At 45.5% G+C, this 19932-nt stretch carries 14 protein-coding genes, 1 tRNA gene and 1 pseudogene; 14 read left to right on the top strand and 2 right to left on the bottom strand.

The window, feature by feature from the left end:
* Positions 1-117: 117 nt before the first annotated feature.
* A complete protein-coding gene (gene cofG, locus P5683_RS15005) occupies positions 118-1098 on the top strand; it encodes a 7,8-didemethyl-8-hydroxy-5-deazariboflavin synthase subunit CofG (RefSeq protein ID WP_315640305.1) in 981 nt (326 codons plus the stop codon).
* Between the two features lie 22 nt (positions 1099-1120).
* Positions 1121-1191, top strand: a tRNA-Cys gene (locus P5683_RS15000).
* Positions 1192-1557: 366 nt separating this feature from the next.
* On the opposite strand, the gene P5683_RS14995 is transcribed toward P5683_RS15000, so the two are convergent.
* Entirely contained in the window at positions 1558-2310 is a 753-nt protein-coding gene (locus P5683_RS14995) for a calcium-binding protein (protein ID WP_006623336.1), read from the bottom strand.
* Positions 2311-2582: 272 nt separating this feature from the next.
* Between P5683_RS14995 and P5683_RS14990 the strand changes: the two genes are divergently transcribed.
* The 8 genes and pseudogenes from P5683_RS14990 (at position 2583) to P5683_RS14955 (ending at position 14792) form a co-directional block, all read left to right on the top strand.
* Positions 2583-6803 (top strand): pentapeptide repeat-containing protein, encoded by a 4221-nt coding sequence (locus tag P5683_RS14990; protein ID WP_315640303.1) that lies wholly within the window; start codon positions 2583-2585, stop codon positions 6801-6803.
* A gap of 252 nt (positions 6804-7055) precedes the next feature.
* Positions 7056-8075, top strand: coding sequence for a hypothetical protein (locus P5683_RS14985; RefSeq protein ID WP_006623338.1), 1020 nt, complete (start codon positions 7056-7058; stop codon positions 8073-8075).
* Positions 8076-8843: 768 nt separating this feature from the next.
* Positions 8844-10352 (top strand): reverse transcriptase N-terminal domain-containing protein, encoded by a 1509-nt coding sequence (locus tag P5683_RS14980; RefSeq protein WP_315640301.1) that lies wholly within the window; start codon positions 8844-8846, stop codon positions 10350-10352.
* 218 nt (positions 10353-10570) lie between these two features.
* Positions 10571-10867: pseudogene (gene ssb, locus P5683_RS14975) on the top strand (single-stranded DNA-binding protein); the annotation flags it as partial.
* A 97-nt stretch (positions 10868-10964) separates the two neighbouring features.
* Positions 10965-11501 (top strand): hypothetical protein, encoded by a 537-nt coding sequence (locus P5683_RS14970; RefSeq protein WP_006623341.1) that lies wholly within the window; start codon positions 10965-10967, stop codon positions 11499-11501.
* A gap of 285 nt (positions 11502-11786) precedes the next feature.
* Positions 11787-12734, top strand: coding sequence for a response regulator (locus P5683_RS14965; protein ID WP_006623342.1), 948 nt, complete (start codon positions 11787-11789; stop codon positions 12732-12734).
* 3 nt (positions 12735-12737) lie between these two features.
* Positions 12738-13448 carry a bifunctional demethylmenaquinone methyltransferase/2-methoxy-6-polyprenyl-1,4-benzoquinol methylase UbiE gene (gene ubiE / locus P5683_RS14960; RefSeq protein ID WP_006623343.1) on the top strand — a complete coding sequence of 237 codons (711 nt, stop codon included), beginning with the start codon at positions 12738-12740 and terminating at the stop codon, positions 13446-13448.
* A 111-nt stretch (positions 13449-13559) separates the two neighbouring features.
* Positions 13560-14792, top strand: a complete 1233-nt coding sequence (locus P5683_RS14955; protein WP_006623344.1) for a DUF445 domain-containing protein — start codon at positions 13560-13562, stop codon at positions 14790-14792.
* Here P5683_RS14955 and P5683_RS14950 read toward each other — a convergent pair.
* Complete coding sequence (locus P5683_RS14950; protein ID WP_315640298.1) at positions 14789-16021, bottom strand: NupC/NupG family nucleoside CNT transporter; 1233 nt, start codon at positions 16019-16021, stop codon at positions 14789-14791. The two genes, P5683_RS14955 and P5683_RS14950, sit on opposite strands and share 4 nt — an antisense overlap.
* A gap of 136 nt (positions 16022-16157) precedes the next feature.
* On the opposite strand from P5683_RS14950, the gene der reads away from it, so the two are divergent.
* From der to P5683_RS14930, 4 genes are all read left to right on the top strand, one after another.
* The gene (der, locus tag P5683_RS14945) at positions 16158-17519 is read left to right on the top strand and encodes a ribosome biogenesis GTPase Der (RefSeq protein ID WP_006670724.1); all 1362 of its coding nucleotides are present in this window, start codon (positions 16158-16160) and stop codon (positions 17517-17519) included.
* Between the two features lie 61 nt (positions 17520-17580).
* A complete protein-coding gene (locus P5683_RS14940; protein ID WP_006623347.1) occupies positions 17581-18543 on the top strand; it encodes an energy-coupling factor transporter transmembrane protein EcfT in 963 nt (320 codons plus the stop codon).
* 188 nt (positions 18544-18731) lie between these two features.
* Positions 18732-19001 carry a transcriptional coactivator PipX gene (pipX, locus tag P5683_RS14935; protein ID WP_006623348.1) on the top strand — a complete coding sequence of 90 codons (270 nt, stop codon included), beginning with the start codon at positions 18732-18734 and terminating at the stop codon, positions 18999-19001.
* A 25-nt stretch (positions 19002-19026) separates the two neighbouring features.
* On the top strand, positions 19027-19698 hold the full coding sequence (locus P5683_RS14930) for a YggS family pyridoxal phosphate-dependent enzyme (RefSeq protein WP_006623349.1): 672 nt from the start codon (positions 19027-19029) through the stop codon (positions 19696-19698).
* The last annotated feature ends 234 nt before the right edge of the window (positions 19699-19932 follow it).

Here is a 19932-nt window from a genome sequence, read left to right as displayed (position 1 = left end):
GTCGAGGTACTTATCCGGCAGTTGTTTTTCTACCGTGTCTATAATATGACACACTCCGTTAAGGTTTGTAAAGGGGTTTAACAAAGTATTTAGTTATATGTTAGATAAGCAAAACTAATGTTTATTCAGATGTCTACCTTGGTTTCCTATTCTCCGGCTTATACGATAGTTCCGACCTATGAGTGTTTTAACCGCTGTAGTTACTGTAATTTCCGCAAGGAACCGGGAGATAGTCCTTGGTTAACTATGGCGGAGATGAAACAGGAACTGGCGGGACTATGTGAACAGGGAGTAGTGGAGATTTTGATTCTGAGTGGGGAAGTACACCCGAACAGTCCCCGGCGAGAGGCTTGGTGCGATCGCATTTATGAGTTGTGCGATGAAGCCCTAAATTGGGGATTTTTGCCACACACTAATGCGGGTCCGCTGAAATTTGAGGAAATGGCTAGATTAAAACAGGTTAATGTGTCGATGGGGTTAATGCTGGAACAAATGACTCGGGAGCTTTTACAAACGGTTCATCGCCACGCGCCTAGTAAAGTTCCTAGTATTAGGTTACAGCAGCTTGATTGGGCTGGGGAACTCAAAATTCCGTTTACGACTGGGTTACTTTTGGGAATTGGGGAAAGTCCCTCAGACTGGGGATGGACATTAGAAGCGATCGCCAAAAGTCACGATCGCTCTGGTCACATTCAAGAGGTGATTGTGCAACCCTACAGGGAAGGAAGCCGACAAGCGCAGCCAGGGTACGGATTTAATCTTAGCCAATTACCGGAAGTAGTGGCGATCGCCCGCCGTATTCTCCCCGAAGAAATCACCGTGCAAATTCCCCCCAACCTAGTCATGGAACCAGAGATATTATTAAAATGTCTGGAAGCGGGAGCCAGAGACCTAGGGGGAATCGGTCCCCAAGATGTAGTCAACCCGGACTATCCCCACATTAACCCGGAAACCCTCAGCCAAATTATCAACCCGAAAGGTTGGCAATTGCAGCGACGACTACCGATATATCCCCAATACGATAGCTGGTTATCGCCTCGATTACAGAGGAGTGTAAATTCTTGGCGAAAAAAGTTGCAGTTTCCCCAGCGGTTGTGATATATTAGTAAATCGCAGTGGTGGCGGCATAGCCAAGTGGTAAGGCAGAGGTCTGCAAAATCTCCATCCCCGGTTCAAATCCGGGTGCCGCCTTTTTTCTGGAAGGATTGCTCTAAGTGCGATCGGGGTTAACTACCTTAGCCAGGCATCCTACCTGATGACTCAAAAATCAATCAGAATCGAGTCCCTAGCCAGGGTAGATAAGTCTGTCAACAGTTGATTACTCAGTCAACCATCACAAACTGATAATTCTGTCAAATAAGTGTGGGGGTGATTTCTTTAGTAATCATAGGCGTTGTAGCGATTACCCTGATATTGATATTGCCTGGGTGATATTGTAATCGAAAATGCGATCGCCCAGTTTAAATCAAATAACCTGCATTCTCACTCAATATCAACCCTTAGAATGATTCCCAAGGTGGGCATTGCCCACCCTGAGAGAGGATTTTGATTGACTATTTATGTGGTAATGAAATGACGAGAGGACAACTCAAGATTGCCCCAGCGGTTCTGAACGATCGCCAATACTTCGCTGGTATTGTTGTTCAGTACAATTGCGACATCATTTGCAGAATAACCGTACCAGCTTCCAGGTGTGAGACGGTATTGATTCAGACTGCCTTGAACTTTTATTTTATCGGAGCCATTACCAAAATCTTGAATCACCGCCCAACTGTTACCTAAGTAGCCTTTTCCATACCAATCACCAATCACGAAAACGTCATCACCAGAACCACCATTTAACGTATCTCGTTCGCCGTTACCACTGAGACCGCTGTAGTAAAAACCATCAATTGTATCGTTTCCCGAACCTCCACTGAGGTAATCGTTTCCCCATTGACCTAATAATAAATCATTGTCCCACTCGCCATAAAGTGAATCATTGCCCCAACCACCGACTAAAGTATCACGACCCCTACCGCCTCTAAGTGAATCATTGCCCGAACCACCATCAAGATAATCGTTCCCATCGCCACCAGATAAGGTATCATTCTCCCACTCGCCATAAAGTGAATCATTACCCGAACCACCGACTAAGGTATCACGACCCGAACCGCCAAAAAGTAAATCATTGCCCGAACCACCATCAAGATAATCATTTCCTCCATAACCAAATAACGTATCATTTCCTCCATAACCCCACATCCGGTCATGTCCTGTACTACTTCCTTGAAGTAGATTGTTGCTGTCGTTACCATAATAATTAGCCATTTCAAGTCTCCCAATACTGCTGATTTTTGAATGCTATCCATCTATCAATCGCATTAACAATCCAATTATCGCGGTGGCAGTTGAGGCTCTGGGTTAGAAAATGATCGGGAAAAAAGTTAGTTTTTGTTAGGTAGGGTTTAGCCGCTTTGTGAGATGAAATCTCAATAAATGGGCAAAACAATGGGATTTTGGTCAAATTTTCTGGCTTGGGAGCCAGGAAACCGTCTATAATAAGTTAGTTTTTACCATGTCAAACTTGGGGAGTATCAGCCATGACTCCAGAAGAGGCCTTTGAGTTTGTTAATCAGAAATATTCATGCGATCGCCAAGGCAAACGTATTAGCGACTTGCAAAAACAAATTTTTTGTTGGTCTTGGCAGGGCAAAAAATATGACGACATCGAAATCCTGCTTAATTTTAATCAAAATTATATCAGACAAGAAGCCGCCAAATTATGGAAAATACTAACCGATTTATTTGCTAAAAAAGTAAGCCGCACTAATTTTCGGTTAGTCGTGGAACAGGCCATCAAAGCCGATCGCGATCGCTGCCAATTTGCCTTTCCCCAACAGATGCGAGAATGGTTTGAAATTCTGGATTATGAATTTGATTCGCGCTACAATATTCAAGAAGTAATCGAGGGAAATCGATTTTTTGAGTGGATCATCAAAATTAAGGCCCGCCGAGGATACGATCGCATTCTCGTCCGGGGAGTAGAAGGGGAAGCAGAAATTTCCGATTTTAATGCTTTGCGTCAGTCTGTGGAAAACCAACGCACCAACGAGGGATGGTTAGTCGCTGTCCGTCGAGTCAGTAAAGCCGCCAGAAATGCAGCCCAAAAAAGCCCAAATAAAAACTTATTTTGCTACACATTCGACGAACTTATCGACCAAGAAGCAGACTTTAGTGGCTATTGTCAATGGCTAGAGCAGGAAATTCAACGGCGAGGTATCCACCATAAATATGTACCTCTCGCCTGCATAAAAGAGGAAGTTGACCCCTCTACCAAGCATAAATTAGGAGTCAGCCACTACGACGAAGACGATGGCTGGATCGATGGTTATGTTAATAGGTGGATTGACGATACCGCCAAAAAACATCTATCGATTTTGGGTGAGTTTGGCACAGGCAAAACCTGGTTTATTTTTCATTATGCCGGGCAACAATTAAACCGCTACTTAAAAGCCAAAAATAAAGGAGTGGAACGCCCGCGATTGCCCATAGTTATTCTCTTGCGAGATTATGCCAGTGCCATTAATATGGAATCGCTGTTTTCTGAGTTCTTTTTCCGGCAACATGAAATCCCCTTGCGAGGGGGTTATTCTGCCTTTGAATGGCTCAACCGCCAGGGCAAATTGTTGGTCATGTTTGATGGCTTTGACGAGATGGCTGCCAAAATTGACCGACAGCGGATGATTAATAACTTTTGGGAATTGGCTCAAACTGTAGTCTCTGGTTCTAAAGTTATTTTGACTTGTCGGACGGAGCATTTTCCTGAAGCCAAAGAAGGACGTGCTTTGCTGAATGCAGAACTACAGGCTTCCGTGGCAGCATTAACCGGAGAACCGCCACAGTTTGAAGTTCTGGAATTAAAAAAATTTAGTAACCAGCAAATTCGTCAGGCTCTCTCCTTTGAAGCCTCACCCGCCACGGTGAAAAAAGTCATGAATAATCCCCAACTTGTGGATTTGGCTCGCCGTCCGGTCATGAGTCAGTTAATACTGAAAGCCTTGCCGGATATCGAAGCGGGAAAAGCGATCGATTTAGCCAGAATTTATCTCTATGCAGTTACCCGCAAAATGCAGCATGATATACAGAAAAAGCGCACATTTACTTCTCTGGCAGATAAACTTTATTTTCTGTGCGAACTCTCCTGGGAGATGCTATCTAAGAATCGAATGAGTTTGAATTATCGGGAGTTTCCCGATCGCATTCGTCGCTTGTTTGAGTCGCAAGTGCAACAACAAAAGGATTTAGATCACTGGCATTATGATATGATGGGTCAGACTATGTTAATTCGCAATGAAGATGGGGATTATAGTCCGGCTCACCGTTCCTTATTAGAGTTTTTTGTCGCTTATAAGTTTGCTGCTGAATTGGGGATATTGGCTCCCGATTTCGTCGAGGTGGCACAGCCACAGTCCCATGTAAATCCACAGAAAACGGCTCAAAACTACACTTGGTCTAATTATTTTCGCCGCGAAGTTGATGTTAACGGAGAAGTGATTTTGATTTCGCCTCTCAATATGTTTTCTACGGAGTCTTTGGCACATTTGCGAACTACCTTTGGGGAAATGCCTCTGGCGAAAGCAGTGCTAGATTTATTATTGCCGATGCTGCGTCCGGTGACCAACACTGATGAGGAAAACTTACAGGATATTTGCGATCGCTTGCGGGAAGTAGTCAAGGCGACACGGCGAAAAACCCTAGAAAAAGTCGGCTATGTTGGCGGGAATGCAATCACCCTGCTTTTGAAAACTGACAAGGCTGCTTTGGAGGGTTGCGATCTCAGTCATGCCGTGATTTTGGGCGCTGATTTTAGGGGTGCTAGTTTGCAGGATGTAAGTTTAGTAAAAGCCACTTTAACTAACTGTCTTTTTATGGAATCTATGAATATAGTTAGAGCATTAGATTTTACTCCTGATGGTAAACTTTTAGCCACAGGTGATGAATCTGGTCAAATTCATATTTGGCGAGTTGCTGATGGCTCAAAAATCGGCACATTGACAGGGCATCGCCTCAGCATAAATACCATAAAATTTAATGAAGATGGGCAAATTCTTGTCAGTGCTAGTTATGATAAAATCGTCAAGTTTTGGGATATGGCAAACCATGAATGTTTTAAAAGCGTACTGATAGAGCCTAATTTGTTGTTTGATTCTAACCTGAGTCCAAATATGAAAATATTGGCGAGTGGGAGTGTAGATGGTACAGTACAGTTGTGGGATATTAATAATGGTAAATGTTTGGCGTATCTCCCCGGACACACCAGTTGGATTAATCGAATGGTTTTCAGTCCAGATAGTCAAATTTTGGCAACCACAAGCAAAGACACAAATATCAAAATTTGGGATGTAGCTAATGCTAAATGCCTGAAAACTTTACAAGACCATGAAGAAGAAGTATGGGGTGTGGCTTTCAGTTCTGATGGTCAAGTCTTAGCTAGTGGGAGTGCTGACGGAACCATTAAACTTTGGCAAATTGCTGATATAAATAATATTTCTCTGGCTGCTAGTATCTCTGCACACGATAGCGATCTCAGAGGATTAGCTTTTAGTCCCAATGGCAAAATACTGGCTAGTGGAAGTGGCGATCTCACCGCGAAACTGTGGGACGTGAGCGATATTCATCATCCCCAACTCCTCAATACTTTACAAGAACATACTTCTTGGATAGAGGAACTGGCTTTTACACCAGATGGTAAAATATTAGCTATGTGTGCTGCTGATAAAAAGGTGAGTTTGTGGAATGTGGAAAACATTAATAATATCAAGATCAACAGCATTTTAGGAGGCTGGTGTAATTGGATACGTTCAGTCGTTTTTAGTCCAGATGGTAAGACATTAGCCAGTGGTAGCGATGATTACTATGTCAGGATTTGGGATATAGAAACAGGGGAGATTTTAGCCAATTTACGGGGACATAAAGAACGAGTACAATCAGTTGCTTTTAGTCCAGATGGTCAAACGATCGCTAGTGCTAGTCGAGATTTTACCGTCAGGTGTTGGAGTGTTGATAATCATAAATGTTTAAGTACATTAATCACACACACAAACCAGTTATATGCGGCTGCTTTTAGTTACGATCATCAATTGTTAGTCAGTGCTGGGGATGACCGAACTATTAAGTTATGGGATGTGAATCCGACCCCCAAGTTAATCAAGGAAATTAACCCTTATCCTTGGAAAATATTTACAGTTGCCTTTAGTCCTGATAGTCAAAAAATCGCGGTGGGTGGGAGTGATAATATTCTGCAAGTGTGGGACATTGATTTCCAAAAACCTCCCCTAAAATTTGTCGGACATCAGGGAGAGATAATCTCAGTTAATTTCAGCCCTAATGGTCAAATATTGGCTACCAGTAGTAATGATAATACGGTGCGTTTATGGGATGTGACGACCCAAGAATGTCTGGCAATTTTTCCAGGTCAACAAGTTTGGACTTACCTGATTTCATTTAGTCCAGACGGTCAACTATTGGCGAGTGGAGGAGAAAACAATACGGTGCGTTTGTGGGATGTGACGACCCATGAATGTTATGCTACTTTTAACGGACATCAAAGTTGGGTGCTGGCAGTAGCTTTTAGCCCCGATGGTCAAACCTTGGCCAGTAGCAGTGCGGACGAGACAATTAAACTTTGGAATGTCCCAACGCGAGAATGTCTCAAAACTTTGAGAGTACCCAGACTTTACGAAAGGGCGAATATCTGCGGGGTAAAAGGTTTGAGCAATGCCCAAAAAGCAAGTATGAAAGTATTGGGGGCGATCGATTAACTGACGTTAATTGTTGTCTATTGGGTTGGGTTCCCACGGTGAGGGGTCAGAGTTTGATGGGGCGGTGTTGTCCAGGATACTAGGACTTTGTGCGCTTCTAGCTAGGACGAGGTGGAGCATGGTATAGCACACCTGGGTAAGGATTAAGGTATGTTAACTCAAATTACCCTAAAATTAATGATTGCCGGAACAGCATTAAGATCAACATTTCCGGCTTGACCATTATAAATTGTCGAATTGACAGCATATTTTATGACGAATCATCAGCCAAATACTGACTTAACCAATAACCCCATACCTGTGGGAGTCCTAGGGTTTGGTGGTTTAGGACAAGCGGCGGCTAGGGTATTAACCCCTAAACAAGAAATGTGCTGGGTCGCAGCAGCAGATCAAAAGGGCTATATCTATTCCCCGGAAGGACTAGATCCAGACCTGTGCATCAGGACATATCGCGATCGCGGTTCTGTGGCAGACATAGAACCCGGCGGAACCCACAGCACCCAGAGTATTATTGACTTAATTAACCATGCTCCCCTAGTAAAGGGTTACTTTTTGGCGCTGCCTAATTTACCAAATACCTTTATGGCTTCCGTAGCCCAAGCCTTTATTAACTCCGGTTGGCAGGGAGTTCTAGTAGATGCCCTCAAGCGTACCAGCGCGGTGGAACAACTCCTAGAACTTCAGGAGGAGTTAAAAGCGGCTGGCATCACCTATATGACCGGTTGTGGGGCGACTCCGGGTTTACTCACGGCGGCGGCGGCGATCGCTGCCCAAAGTTATGCAGAAATTCACAGCGTTAACATCACCTTTGGGGTAGGTATAGCGAACTGGGAAGCCTACAGAGCTACTATCAGGGAAGATATTGCCCACCTTCCTGGTTATAACGTAGAAACAGCTAGGGCGATGACAGATGCGGAAGTAGAAGCCCTATTAGATAAAACTAATGGTTTGCTGAAACTGGAAAACATGGAACACGCCGACGATATTATGTTGGAATTGGCGGGTATTTGTTCTCGCGATCGCGTTACTGTTGGTGGAATTGTCGATACCCGTAACCCCAAAAAACCCCTGAGTACCAATGTACAAGTCACTGGTCGCACCTTCGAGGGGAAAATCTCCACCCACACCTTTACTCTGGGTGATGAAACTAGCATGGCTGCCAATGTCTGCGGTCCAGCTTTTGGCTATTTAAAAGCCGGGGTCAAATTGCACGAAAGGGGCATTTATGGACTGTTCACCGCCGCCGAAGTTATGCCACAGTTTGTCCGTTAGGCTTGCACAGCCACAGCCGAGCAAATGCCTACAACTTGCTGCTTCACGGTTTGATAGAATGGGAGCGAGGCTGCTGCCTATAAATCACTAACCGGAGATATTGAATGAGTCTAAATGTTGTTACCCTGGTGGGAAGGGCCGGAATTGATCCGGATGTCAAATATTTTGGTGCGACCCGTTAGATGGAAAAGTTGCCCAGTTGGGTAGCGTGCCATCTGCGTAGACTAGGACAAGCGGTCACAGGTCTATGATAACTGGGTGTTTGGGTAGGTGAGGGTTTCACCAATTCCTACCGTCGTGATGCAGACGAAGCGACACCCCCACTGGGGAGACTGACTATCAATCTGGTGAAGCGGGGTGTAACGGAGGTAATCGCCAACCCATGGCGAAATCCCTTCTAGCTGAGATGAGTATGAGTAAGGTTAACTGAATCCACGTCTGAACCGTCGTTATTGATGACAGCCTAAATGGGTTATGGGCTGCGCCAAAAGGCAAGGATAAGGGCTGGGCAACTCGAAATTTGACCCGGAGCATCCCCTAAGAAACCCGGCGGATAGTGGAACTCTAACCTCATCGCAAAGCAGACACTCGGAACGGGGTAATCCGGCGTGCATCTCTCGGACAGGTCGATAACCGAGTAGGCAGTCAAGCCGCATGATGGCGCTGGAAAAGATTGACTCAGAAGCAAAGGCCTTTAGGAAACTAGAGGATAAGCCCACGGAGTCACGGTTACTTGGAGATGGATAATCAAGTCAGAGTTAATAAGCTATGAACACGGTAAAACCGATGTATGGATGGGAGACAATCAACTGGAAAAAAGTTGAATACCATGTCTTCAAGCTCCAAAAGAGAATCTATCGAGCCTCGGAACGTGGCGATGTCAAGGCGGTTCGTCGGTTGCAAAGGTTGTTGACAAATGCCATGGATGCCAAAATCCTGGCGGTGCGAGAACTTATCCAGGACAATGGTACGGAAAAGACGGCGGGAGTTGATGGGGTAAACAGACTCAGGAATCAGGAGAAGCTAGATTTGGCTAACTGCCTGAAACTGGGAAAGAAAACTCAAACCCGCCGCCAGGTCTCGATACCTGAACCAGGAAAGGAGGAAAAGCCCGCCTTTGGTATCCTAATGATGATGGAAAAAGCCAAACAAGGGCTGGTTAAGCTGGCACTTGAACCGGAATGGGAGGCAAAGTTTGACCGGAATTCCTACGGGTTCCGCCCTGGAAGGTCTGCTCAAGATGCGATCGCAGCAATTTTCAATGGCATTAACGAAGATCATAAATATGTCCTAGATGCACATATTGAGAAATGCTGTGAGGGAATTTACCATCAGAAACTACTAGCCAAACTAAATACCTACCCTAGACTCAGGCGACCAATTAAAGCCTGGTTGAAATCTGGGGTAATGGACGGAAAGGAATTGTTCCCGACGGAGACTGATACACCCCAAGGGGGATTGATGCCACTATTGGCAAATATCGCCCTTGACGGCTTGGAAAGTCTCCTAGAGGATACATTCAAGGGTGGAGTAGCAAACTGTCATAATGGAAAAGCCACAGTGGTCAGATATGCCGATGATTTGGTGGTATTGGACGAAGAACTTGCGGTGATTCTGACAGCACAAGAAACTATAGAAGCCTGGTTGGGAGAAATGGGGTTAAAACTCAAAGACAGTAACACCCGCATTACTCACACTTTCACAGAACATAATGGGAATCTAGGCTGGGACTTTCTGGGGTACAATATCCGACAATATCCCACAAGCAAAAAGCGATCGCTCGCGACGGGAAACACGGAGCAGAAAATAGGCTGTCAAACTATCATCAAACCCAGTAAAGAGGCAATAAAACGCCACCTACAGAAAATAGATGAGATCATCGGAAGTCACAAAAACTCAAGTCAAGAACAACTGATCAATGCACTAAACCCAATCATTAGAGGGTGGTCGTCATATTACTCGACTGTGAGTAGTAAGGAAACCTTTGGTAAGATTGACAGTATTTTGTTCAACAAACTGAGAGGATGGGCTTTCTTTAGAAGGAATCGAAATCAGAATAACACCGATGTAATATCGAGTTACTGGGGAGTCAACCAAGGCATCGGATGGAAATTTATCACACCAGATCACAAATACTGTCTGGAAAAACATAGCCAAACCCTGCTCAAACAGCACGTCAAAGTCAAAGGGGAAAAAAGCCCGTTTGATGGAGATTACGTTTATTGGAGTGAGCGGCTATTGAACTATCCGGGTGCGACCAATGCTATCGAAGTTTGACAGTAGATAATGTGATGGCAACTGATCACATTGATGGTAATTGAGCCAATAACACACTGTCGAACTGAGAAGGATAATACACGGACACTGCCATGATATCACAGACGCTAGAGGTATCTATTGATGACTGAGTAACTGAGGAGCCGTGTGAAGGGAAACTTTCACGCACGGTTCTGGAGCAGAGGTAGGAAAGGTGACTTTCTTATCGACTGTAATAGTCAGGAGCAGTAAAATGTCGATTGACCTTAGCTGTCAGGCGCAGAAGTCGCAACAGCGATCAACCGGATTGGTTTACTTTAGACATTTGGGATAAGACGGCTGAAATTGCTGCCAACTATGTCCGTAAGGGCAGTTTGATTGGAGTCAAGGGAACATTAAAGATTGATACATGGACTGACCGCAATACGGGTGTACCACGTTCGAGTCCGGTGATTGTGGTTGATCAACTTGATCTACTAGGATCTCGTCAGGATAATCAGGCATCTGGTGTTCCTGAGAATTATGATGAGTTCTAGGGGTATGCTCTGGTAGTCGGGTTGATAACATAGTTAAAATCCGACTGCTAGGGGATACCACCCTTGATGTGTTGCACTATGAAAGTTCATTTTTGTTGTGAGTTCACCAGAATTAGATCAGATTTTACACGAGTACAGATCTGGACAAATAGCCTTTGAACAGGGTCGATACCGCCAATCGGTGGTACATTTGGAAACAGCGAGAGATGCAGTGGAGGCTAACTCTGGCTTGGGTGGCGAGGTCCAGATTTGGCTGGTAACAGCCTATGAAGCCCTAGGGGAAAGACAAAAGGCGATCGCTCTTTGCAAAACCCTCAAATTTCATCCCAGCCTACAAACCAGGAAACAGTCGCGCCGGTTGCTAGAAATTTTGGAAGCACCCAAACTCTATAAGGGTTCGGAAGGGTTAATCGAAATTCCCGATCTGAGTAACTTAGGAGAAAACGCAGATAAATTTCCTGTAGCATCATCAAGCCGAGAAACTTCTGGGAAAGCAGCCCCAGTCAAATCTAAATCACCAGACCCAGAGGTTGATCTAACTCAGGTGAATACGAAGGATAATCAATTTTTGTGGGTGGCTCTGATTTTCCTGGGGTTGATAATGACTAGCTTACTCTTGCATAACATCGGGTAATTTTCGGCAGGAGCCAGAAATTACTGATCATCAATGCAGGTAAAGGATTAGACCTAGGTTAAGGGGGTTATGACACCTAACAGGTGAACGCCAGCCGGTTGCTCTGTCGTCTATCTTTAAGGACATGACGGAGGCAAACATTACCCGATCTGGGAGATGGCTTAAATGCCAGATTACCAAAATTACGTTTTTGTGGTTGACACCAAGGGGCAACCGTTAAAGCAGCTAAAGCGATAATAGTCTAAATCCCCTAATGCACGGAATCACTCGTAGTGTAACAATAGTATGGAAACGGAAACTCCAGACCTAGAAAGCATTAAGCGCCAGTTAATGAGTATTAGACGACCTAAAAAACCAAAGATGCTGGTGGTAGACGATGAACCAGATAATTTGGATTTGCTATATCGTACCTTTCGGAGAGACTTTAGCGTTTTTAAAGCGGAAAGCGGGGTCCGCGCCCTAGAAATTCTCTCTCAGGAAGGGGAGGTAGCAGTGATCATATCTGATCAACGGATGCCAGAAATGAAAGGGACTGAATTTCTCAGTAAAACTGTACCCCAGTTCCCTAACACGGTGCGGATTATTCTCACGGGTTTTACGGATATTGAAGACTTGGTGGACGCGATTAATTCCGGCCAAGTTTATAAATACATTACTAAACCTTGGGACCCGAATGAGTTAAAAACGGTGGTTCAACGAGCGGCGGAAACCTATGAACTGCTGAAACTGCGGACAGAGCAACTATGCCGAGCCAACAGCCAAATCCAACTCTTGAGCGATATTATGGGAATGGCACTCAAGGCGACGGAGATAGAGGAAACTCTACAGGCGATCGCTAAGGCTATTGGAGAACAGATAGAAGCTGATGGGGTGATTCTGCAAGTGGTTTCCTCAGATAGTTTGGCTCCCACAGTCGGAGCCTATGGTATCGTGGAGGATGCGAAGGGTTGGCTGGCTGATGATCCGATTGTCAGTGAAGCGATCGCTACTAAAATCGCCCAGGGAGAAATAAATATCCCCAATAACTCAGATCTAGCGGAAAGCGATCGCTATAAAAGCGCCAATATCCAAGCTCACCTGTGTACCCCCATTATCGATCGCAATCAAGTGGTCGCAGTGTTCTCCCTGCAATGGCAAAAACCCTGTCAACTGTCCCCAGATGACCTGTATACGGTTAAGTTGGTGGCTCAGGAAATGGCTCTAGTTTTATCTCGCTTACACCAATCAACTTAAAATATGAAGCTAGATAGAACCGAAGAACATATCCAAGACCTGTTTAACCGTATTGCTCCGGTCTATGACCAGATGAACGACTGGCTGAGTTTTGGGAGTCATCGCATTTGGAAACAAATGGCGGTTAACTGGAGTGGCGCTCGTCCCGGTCATATAGGGTTAGATCTATGTTGCGGGACTGGTGACTTAACCAGACTTTTGGCTATCAAAGTCGGTAGCTCAGGAAAAGTTGTTGGGGTGGATTTTTCCCGTCAACTGCTGGCTATTGCTGGCGATCGCCAACCACCCTTTACCCTATCCCCGGCTCCCATTACCTGGGTAGAAGCAGATGTACTGGATCTTCCCTTCCCGGATCATTACTTTGACTGTGCTACCATGGGTTATGGTTTGCGTAATGTGGTAGACATTCCCCGCAGCCTGAAAGAACTCCATCGCGTCCTGAAACCCGGTGGGACGGCGGCGATTTTAGATTTTCACCGTCCCGAAAATGCCTTTAAAACCTTTCAACAATGGTATCTCGATCGCATTGTTGTTCCAGTAGCTAATACTTTCGGACTAGAGGCTGAGTACGCCTACCTTAACCCTAGCCTAGAAAAATTCCCCACGGGTCCCCAACAGGTCGCCCTAGCAGAGGCAGCGAATTTTAGTCGGGCTACTCACTATGCGATCGCAGGGGGTATGATGGGAGTATTGGTTCTCGAATCAGGGGGTTGATGAGCTGAAACATCCCGATCCCAACAACCACCCTAATTCACAAAGGCGAATATACAAGGCAATTCGTCAGTTGTCCTAGTTACCTGGGATTTGCAGAAATGTTGTGGCATAATGGTCAATTTATCTCAAGTATCGATTTTTATCGTTCCCCCAATTTTGGGGGGAATTATCGGCTACTTTACCAACGACCTAGCCATCAAAATGCTATTCCGTCCCTATAAAGCCAAAAAGGTCGGAAAAATTCAACTTCCCTTTACTCCCGGTTTAATTCCCCGCAACCAAGAAAGGCTGGCGAAAAGGGTTTCTGATACTATTATGCAGTCCCTGCTGACACCAGAGGAACTCCAGAAAGTTGCGCGCCGCCTATTAAAAACCGAACGCATTGAAGCGACGATTTTATGGTTATTACAACTGGCGCTGGCTCAGGTAAAAGCTGATACAGAACAGAAAACCGCAAAAATTTTGGCAGGTATTCTGAGGGACTTTTTGGGGGAATCTTTACCTAGGATATTGCGGGTTATGGCGCGGCGGGAAGATTTTTTAGAGCCGCAGCTAAATCAGATTTTTGATCAAGTGATGTTGGAGTTCCAACTAAGTGACCAACAGGCTCAAAAACTTTCGGAATGGCTATTAGACCGAGTAATTCCCCCAGAAATTATCCGACTGACTTTAATTGATTTTCTGACCGATCGCAATATTTCGATTATTGACGAAGGCTTCCGGGAACAAAGCACGGGAACCTATTGGGTAGTGGCTAATATTTTCGGTCTCCGCACGACTTTAACCCGGTTAAGAACTTTTTGTCTGGATGAAAAAGAAGAAACTAATCACCGACTGGAAAAACTGTTAACTTCTCTGGGTGTTAGGGAGCGACTAAAGGAGTGGTTGCAGAATCTTTCGATGCAAAATTTGCCGCTGTCTACGGTGCGACAATTACGCAAAACTTTCCGGGATACTGTGCGAGAATATGTCCAAGAACAGGGTATAGATTTAATTCAGGAGTTGACTAAATCTATTGATTGGGAAAGGGTTTCCGCCTTAATTTTAAAGCGGCTGCAAACTTCCCCAGTGGTTAATAATTCCCTAGGATTAGTTAGTCAAGAGTTGGCGCTGGTTTTGGAACGCTACCTAGAAGAAGACTTAGAGAAATTGGTGGCTAAGGCGATTCCGATTTTGAATCTTGATGGAGTGATTATAGAACGGGTAATGGCTACTTCTCCACAACAGTTAGAAGTAGCAGTTAATGGAATTGTGAAAAGTGAATTACAAGGAATAGTTAATCTGGGGGGTATTTTGGGGGTAATAGTTGGCTCACTACAAACGGTGATTTTGCTATTGCGTTAAAGTAACATACCCGCCACACAAGCGGTCATAAAACAAGCGAGAGAACCAGCAATCATGGCTCGGACTCCTAATTGGGCTAGGTCTGCTTGTCTTTCTGGTGCGATCGCGGAAATGCCACCGATTTGAATGGCGATCGAGCCAATATTAGCAAATCCACAAAGGGCGTATGTAGCAATTAAAATCCCCCGGGGAGTAATGGTGGGTTCAGTAGTACCTACAACATTGGCATTTTCCATGAGTTGTTTCAGGTCTAAATAAGCGATAAATTCATTAAGAATAATCTTCTTACCCAGTAACACGCCGACGGTGGCGCAGTCTGACCAAGGTACACCCATTAACCAAGCGACGGGAGCAAAGATAAAAGAAAATAGCCATTCCAAGGAAAGTTGAGGTAATCCTATCCCGGCTCCTAACCATCCTAACACGCCGTTAACTAGGGCTAATAATCCTAAAAAAGCAATCAGCATGGCGGCGACATTTAGGGCTAATTTCATGCCTTCAGTGGCTCCGGTGGCGGCGGCATCAATGGCATTAGCAGAAGTGGGTTTTACTTCGATTTTTACCTTTCCGGCGGTGGGGGAAGGCTCGGTTTCAGGATAGAATATTTTAGAAATAGCTAAACTAGCAGGGGCGGACATTACGGAAGCGGCAATTAAATGTTCTGCGGGAACACCAAAGGAAATATAAGCGGCTAACACTCCCCCGGCGACGGTGGCAAATCCCCCGGTCATCATGGCATGGATTTCCGATCGCGTCATGGTGGCAATATAGGGTTTAACTAATAAGGGAGCCTCGGTTTGTCCGACGAAAATATTGGCGGAACAGGAGAGGGTTTCTGAACCGGAAGTCTTGAGGGTTTTCATCATTAACCATGCTACCCATTCGACTACTTTCTGTAAGATGCCATAGTGATATAAGATGGTGATGAATGAGGAAAAAAAGACAATGGTCGGCAAGACCTTAAAGGCGATGAAATGCTGCTCAAAATCGTCTCCAAATACAAATTGGGCTCCCGCATCGGAAAAGTTGAGAAACTGGGTGACAGCAGCGCCTAGGGCTTGGAAAATGGCGAATCCTATGGCGGTTTTCAGAATCACAATGGCAAATAAAATTTGCAGGGCAATGCCCCAGAAAACGGTAGGCCAGCGAATCTGCTGACGATCGCGCGAAAATAAATAGGCGAGGACTACAAATACTACAAGTCCTAATGCGGAAATTGCCCGTTCCATTTGCTGTTGTTAAGTTAGGGTGAGGTTGAGTTGAGCGATCGCTGGTCACAGGTCGCTGGTCACAGGTAGCGACGGTGACGGAGTATGTAACAATAGGGGGTTAGCACTATCAACGCCTGGATAAGGCGAAAGTTCCATGTCTCGACCCATAGTTGCCATTATCGGCCGCCCTAATGTCGGTAAGTCTACGCTGGTAAACCGTCTTACACAAACCCAAGATGCGATCGTTCATGATCAACCGGGAATGACCCGCGATCGCACCTATCGTTCCGCCTATTGGCAGGATCGAGAGTTTACCGTAGTCGATACGGGAGGGTTAGTCTTTGATGATGATACCGAGTTTTTGCCACTAATTAGAGAACAGGCCTTGATGGCTTTGGCAGAAGCGACAGCGGCTATTTTGGTGGTGGATGGACAAACAGGACCGACGGGAGGGGATGAGGCGATCGCTAGTTGGCTACGACAACAAAAGGTTCCGATCCTCTTAGCAGTTAATAAATGTGAATCTCCTACCCAGGGACTGACTCAGGCGGCGCAATTCTGGGAATTGGGTTTGGGAAACCCTTTTCCGATTTCTAGCATTCATGGTAGCGGTACGGGGGAACTGCTGGATGCTTTGATTGAAAATTTACCAGCTTCCACAGACAATGAGGACAGCGAAGAATTGCGAGTGGCAATTGTGGGCCGTCCGAATGTGGGTAAGTCTAGCCTATTAAATACTTTTCTGGGTCAGGAAAGGGCGATCGTCAGTCCAATTTCCGGCACTACCCGTGATGCGATCGATACCATCGTAGAACATAATGGCAATACCTATCGGCTAGTAGATACGGCGGGGATACGCCGGAAAAAGCACGTTGAGTATGGGGCGGAGTTTTTTGGGATTAACCGGGCTTTTAAGGCGATCCGACGGGCTGATGTGGTGTTGTTTGTCATTGATGCTGTGGAAGGAGTCACAGACCAAGATCAAAAATTGGCGGGTCGTATTTCTGATGACGGGCGCGCCTGTGTGATTGTGGTAAATAAATGGGATGCGGTGGAAAAGGATAGTTACACGATCCTAGAGTATGAAAAAGTAATGCGATCGCGATTGTATTTTCTCGATTGGGCAGATATGATTTTTGTCAGCGCTATGACCGGACAGCGGGTTGAGAAAATTTTTAAATTGGTGGACAAAGCCGCCGAAGAAAATCGCCGCCGAGTCTCTACATCGGTAATTAATGAAGTCATCGAAGAAGCAGTCCGTTGGCATTCTCCCCCCACCAGTCGCCAAGGACGACAGGGTAAAATCTACTATGGAACTCAAGTTACCTCCAGTCCGCCCACAATTGTCTTGTTTGTGAATGACCCAAAACGGTTTGGGGATAATTATCGGCGCTACATGGAAAGCCAGTTCCGTCAACAATTGGGATTTGCTGGGACTCCCATTAGACTATTATGGCGGGGTAAAGCTATGCGGGAAGTAGAGAGAAATTCCTCTAACCGGGCGACTAAGGTTTGATTACTGACCAGTTGCGCCCAGTTGGCATTGATCCCCCCAACTATAGTTAATTGTTGAGAAAATGGACCTACTGCGATCGCTACCTATCGGTTTATACTTAGAACAACCGATTACTTGGCTTCATCGCCTTGATTCCCGGATTAAGCTAGTCTGGTTGATGAGCTTTCTCATTGCACCGATCCTCTCTAATGCCCTTTGGCGGTTGGGGTTGGTGGTGCTATTGATGGTGATTACCCTAGTGGCAGCAATTCCGTTCCGGGTGTGGAAGCGACAAATGGGCTGGCTATTAACTTTCTGTAGCTTATTGTTGATAGTAAGTGCTATCCTACCTGATGGGTTGAGTGTTAGCCATCAACCTCGCCTCCCCAGAGATGAGATAGCCTTGGAAATGCAAAGTCTTGGGAGAGTGGGAGGACTGGGAGAAAATGCCACAACGGCCGCTGATTCGGTGACTGAGACTGAGGGTTTACCTCAACCAACAGCCTATAGTTATATTCTGCTGGCAGCGGGTCCGTTAACTATTACCCGCTATTCCCTGGATCTGGGTGTTCGGATTAGTACCTTGCTGTTTACCCTGGTTTACAGCACTAATCTATATCTACTGACTACGGCTTCTGAGGAAATTGCTGTGGGGATCGAAAGCCTGATGAAACCATTGCGACGGCTGAAAATTCCGGTAACAGAAATAGCCCTCACCCTCACTCTGTCCCTGCGTTTCTTTCCCCTGGTACTTGAGGAAATTCAGAACCTATATAGATCTGTGCGTACTAGGGCGATCGACTGGAAAAAACTGGGCTGGCGAAGGGCGACTCAAATTTGGCTTTTGGTGGCAGAACGACTCCTAGAAAATTTATTATTGAGAGCAGAACAAATTGCTAATGCCATGAAAGTCCGAGGCTTTACCAGTCCTAACCAACATCGAGTTGAGTGGCATCAACTTCAAATTAATTGGTGGGATTGGGTCGCCCTATTAGCCTTAACTATATTTTGGGGTATGCGTTTGGTTTGGGGCTGGGAATCTTAAGACCAACACTCTTTCCCCGCTTCCCGGTGCGAGGCGCTATGACTTGAAAAGTGCGCCTGAGAGTGTCAAGATAAATCGGCTGATTATTTGATTCTGGGATATATCTCTGATAGACGGGCTCGAATAGCAGAGTAACACCAGGTAATTGCCTTTTTTCTAAGTTAGTGCTTGCTGATGCGTGAGGCGGAATGACAACAGAAACTTACATGAACCATCCCAACTTTGGCTTACTTTTTAAAGTTTGCCCAGTTGAAGATAATCAGGAATTATTTACTACCCTTTACGCCCAACGCCTATTTTTCTTGGTGACTCAATCACCGGCTGGCTTGAAGTTTGAACCGATAAGCCGCTCCGATGCCAAGATGTTAGTGGAAATTCGTTTGCGAATGTTGCGACGCACTGGCCAAATGGAGCCTTATAAAAAACTGCAAATAATTCATCAGCAGACCTTTCTATAGCTTGACTAACCCACTATGACTGACTATGACTGATTCGATCGCTGAAAGAATTGCCCAAATTCGGGCTGCTATTCCCCCAGAGGTGCGACTGGTCGCTGTGACCAAAACGGTTTCGGTGGAGGCTATACGCTTGGCTTATGAAGCCGGAGTGAGGGATTTTGGCGAAAATCGTGTTCAGGAAGCAGAGGCGAAACAACTTCAATTGCAAGATCTCAGGGATATTACTTGGCACTTGATTGGTCATCTACAAAGCAATAAGGCGGCGACGGCGATCGCTCATTTTGATTGGCTCCACTCGGTTGATAGTTGGAAATTAGCCCAAAGACTCGATCGCCTGGCTAGAGAACAGTCTCGCTGTCCCCGGATCTGCCTACAGGTGAAAATCCTCCCAGATCCTAACAAATATGGTTGGACAGTCCCGGAGTTACTGGCTGATTTACCCCAGCTTAATGCCTGTGAGTCCCTAAATATTCAAGGTCTAATGACAATTCCCCCCCAAGGCTTGACCGAAACCCAAACGCGATCGGTTTTTGAAAAAACCCGTCAGTTAGCGGCTGAAATTGGGGCGCAAAACTGGTCTAATATCAAAATGGCAGAATTATCTATGGGTATGTCAGGGGACTATTTACTAGCCGTAGAAGCAGGGGCTACTATGATTAGACCGGGACAAATTATATTCGGCCCAAGGAATATCTAAAGCGATCGGGTCGGAGCCAGAATTTAATCCAAGATTTGCTTTACATCTTAGGACAATAAGGTACAATACCCAAAAAGATTCGCAACTCAATAATGAGTATACGGTCAAACCCCAGACCATGCCAAATTTCCCTGACGACATACTCATCAAGTCGGATTCATGGTAAAATAAAATCATGGCTTACAAAGCTTTCCGAACCAAACTAAAACTCAATGACCGTCATCGCACCTTGAT

Origin of the sequence: Limnospira sp. PMC 1279.21 (genome assembly GCF_032349615.1) — a bacterium.
GTDB lineage: Bacteria > Cyanobacteriota > Cyanobacteriia > Cyanobacteriales > Microcoleaceae > Limnospira > Limnospira fusiformis.
The sequence above is the reverse complement of the archived record's forward strand: the minus strand, read 5'-3'. Positions and strand labels throughout refer to the sequence as shown.

Excerpts from the sequence above, each read along its gene's own strand:
- P5683_RS14985 (WP_006623338.1), top strand. The coding sequence starts at position 7,056 with ATGACGAATCATCAGCCAAATACTGACTTAACCAATAACCCCATACCT.
- P5683_RS14950 (WP_315640298.1), bottom strand. The coding sequence starts at position 16,021 with ATGGAACGGGCAATTTCCGCATTAGGACTTGTAGTATTTGTAGTCCTC.
- P5683_RS14995 (WP_006623336.1), bottom strand. The coding sequence starts at position 2,310 with ATGGCTAATTATTATGGTAACGACAGCAACAATCTACTTCAAGGAAGT.
- ubiE (WP_006623343.1), top strand. The coding sequence starts at position 12,738 with ATGAAGCTAGATAGAACCGAAGAACATATCCAAGACCTGTTTAACCGT.
- P5683_RS14990 (WP_315640303.1), top strand. The coding sequence starts at position 2,583 with ATGACTCCAGAAGAGGCCTTTGAGTTTGTTAATCAGAAATATTCATGC.
- P5683_RS14980 (WP_315640301.1), top strand. The coding sequence starts at position 8,844 with ATGAACACGGTAAAACCGATGTATGGATGGGAGACAATCAACTGGAAA.
- pipX (WP_006623348.1), top strand. The coding sequence starts at position 18,732 with ATGACAACAGAAACTTACATGAACCATCCCAACTTTGGCTTACTTTTT.
- P5683_RS14965 (WP_006623342.1), top strand. The coding sequence starts at position 11,787 with ATGGAAACGGAAACTCCAGACCTAGAAAGCATTAAGCGCCAGTTAATG.
- P5683_RS14955 (WP_006623344.1), top strand. The coding sequence starts at position 13,560 with ATGGTCAATTTATCTCAAGTATCGATTTTTATCGTTCCCCCAATTTTG.
- cofG (WP_315640305.1), top strand. The coding sequence starts at position 118 with ATGTTTATTCAGATGTCTACCTTGGTTTCCTATTCTCCGGCTTATACG.
- der (WP_006670724.1), top strand. The coding sequence starts at position 16,158 with ATGTCTCGACCCATAGTTGCCATTATCGGCCGCCCTAATGTCGGTAAG.
- P5683_RS14930 (WP_006623349.1), top strand. The coding sequence starts at position 19,027 with ATGACTGATTCGATCGCTGAAAGAATTGCCCAAATTCGGGCTGCTATT.
- P5683_RS14940 (WP_006623347.1), top strand. The coding sequence starts at position 17,581 with ATGGACCTACTGCGATCGCTACCTATCGGTTTATACTTAGAACAACCG.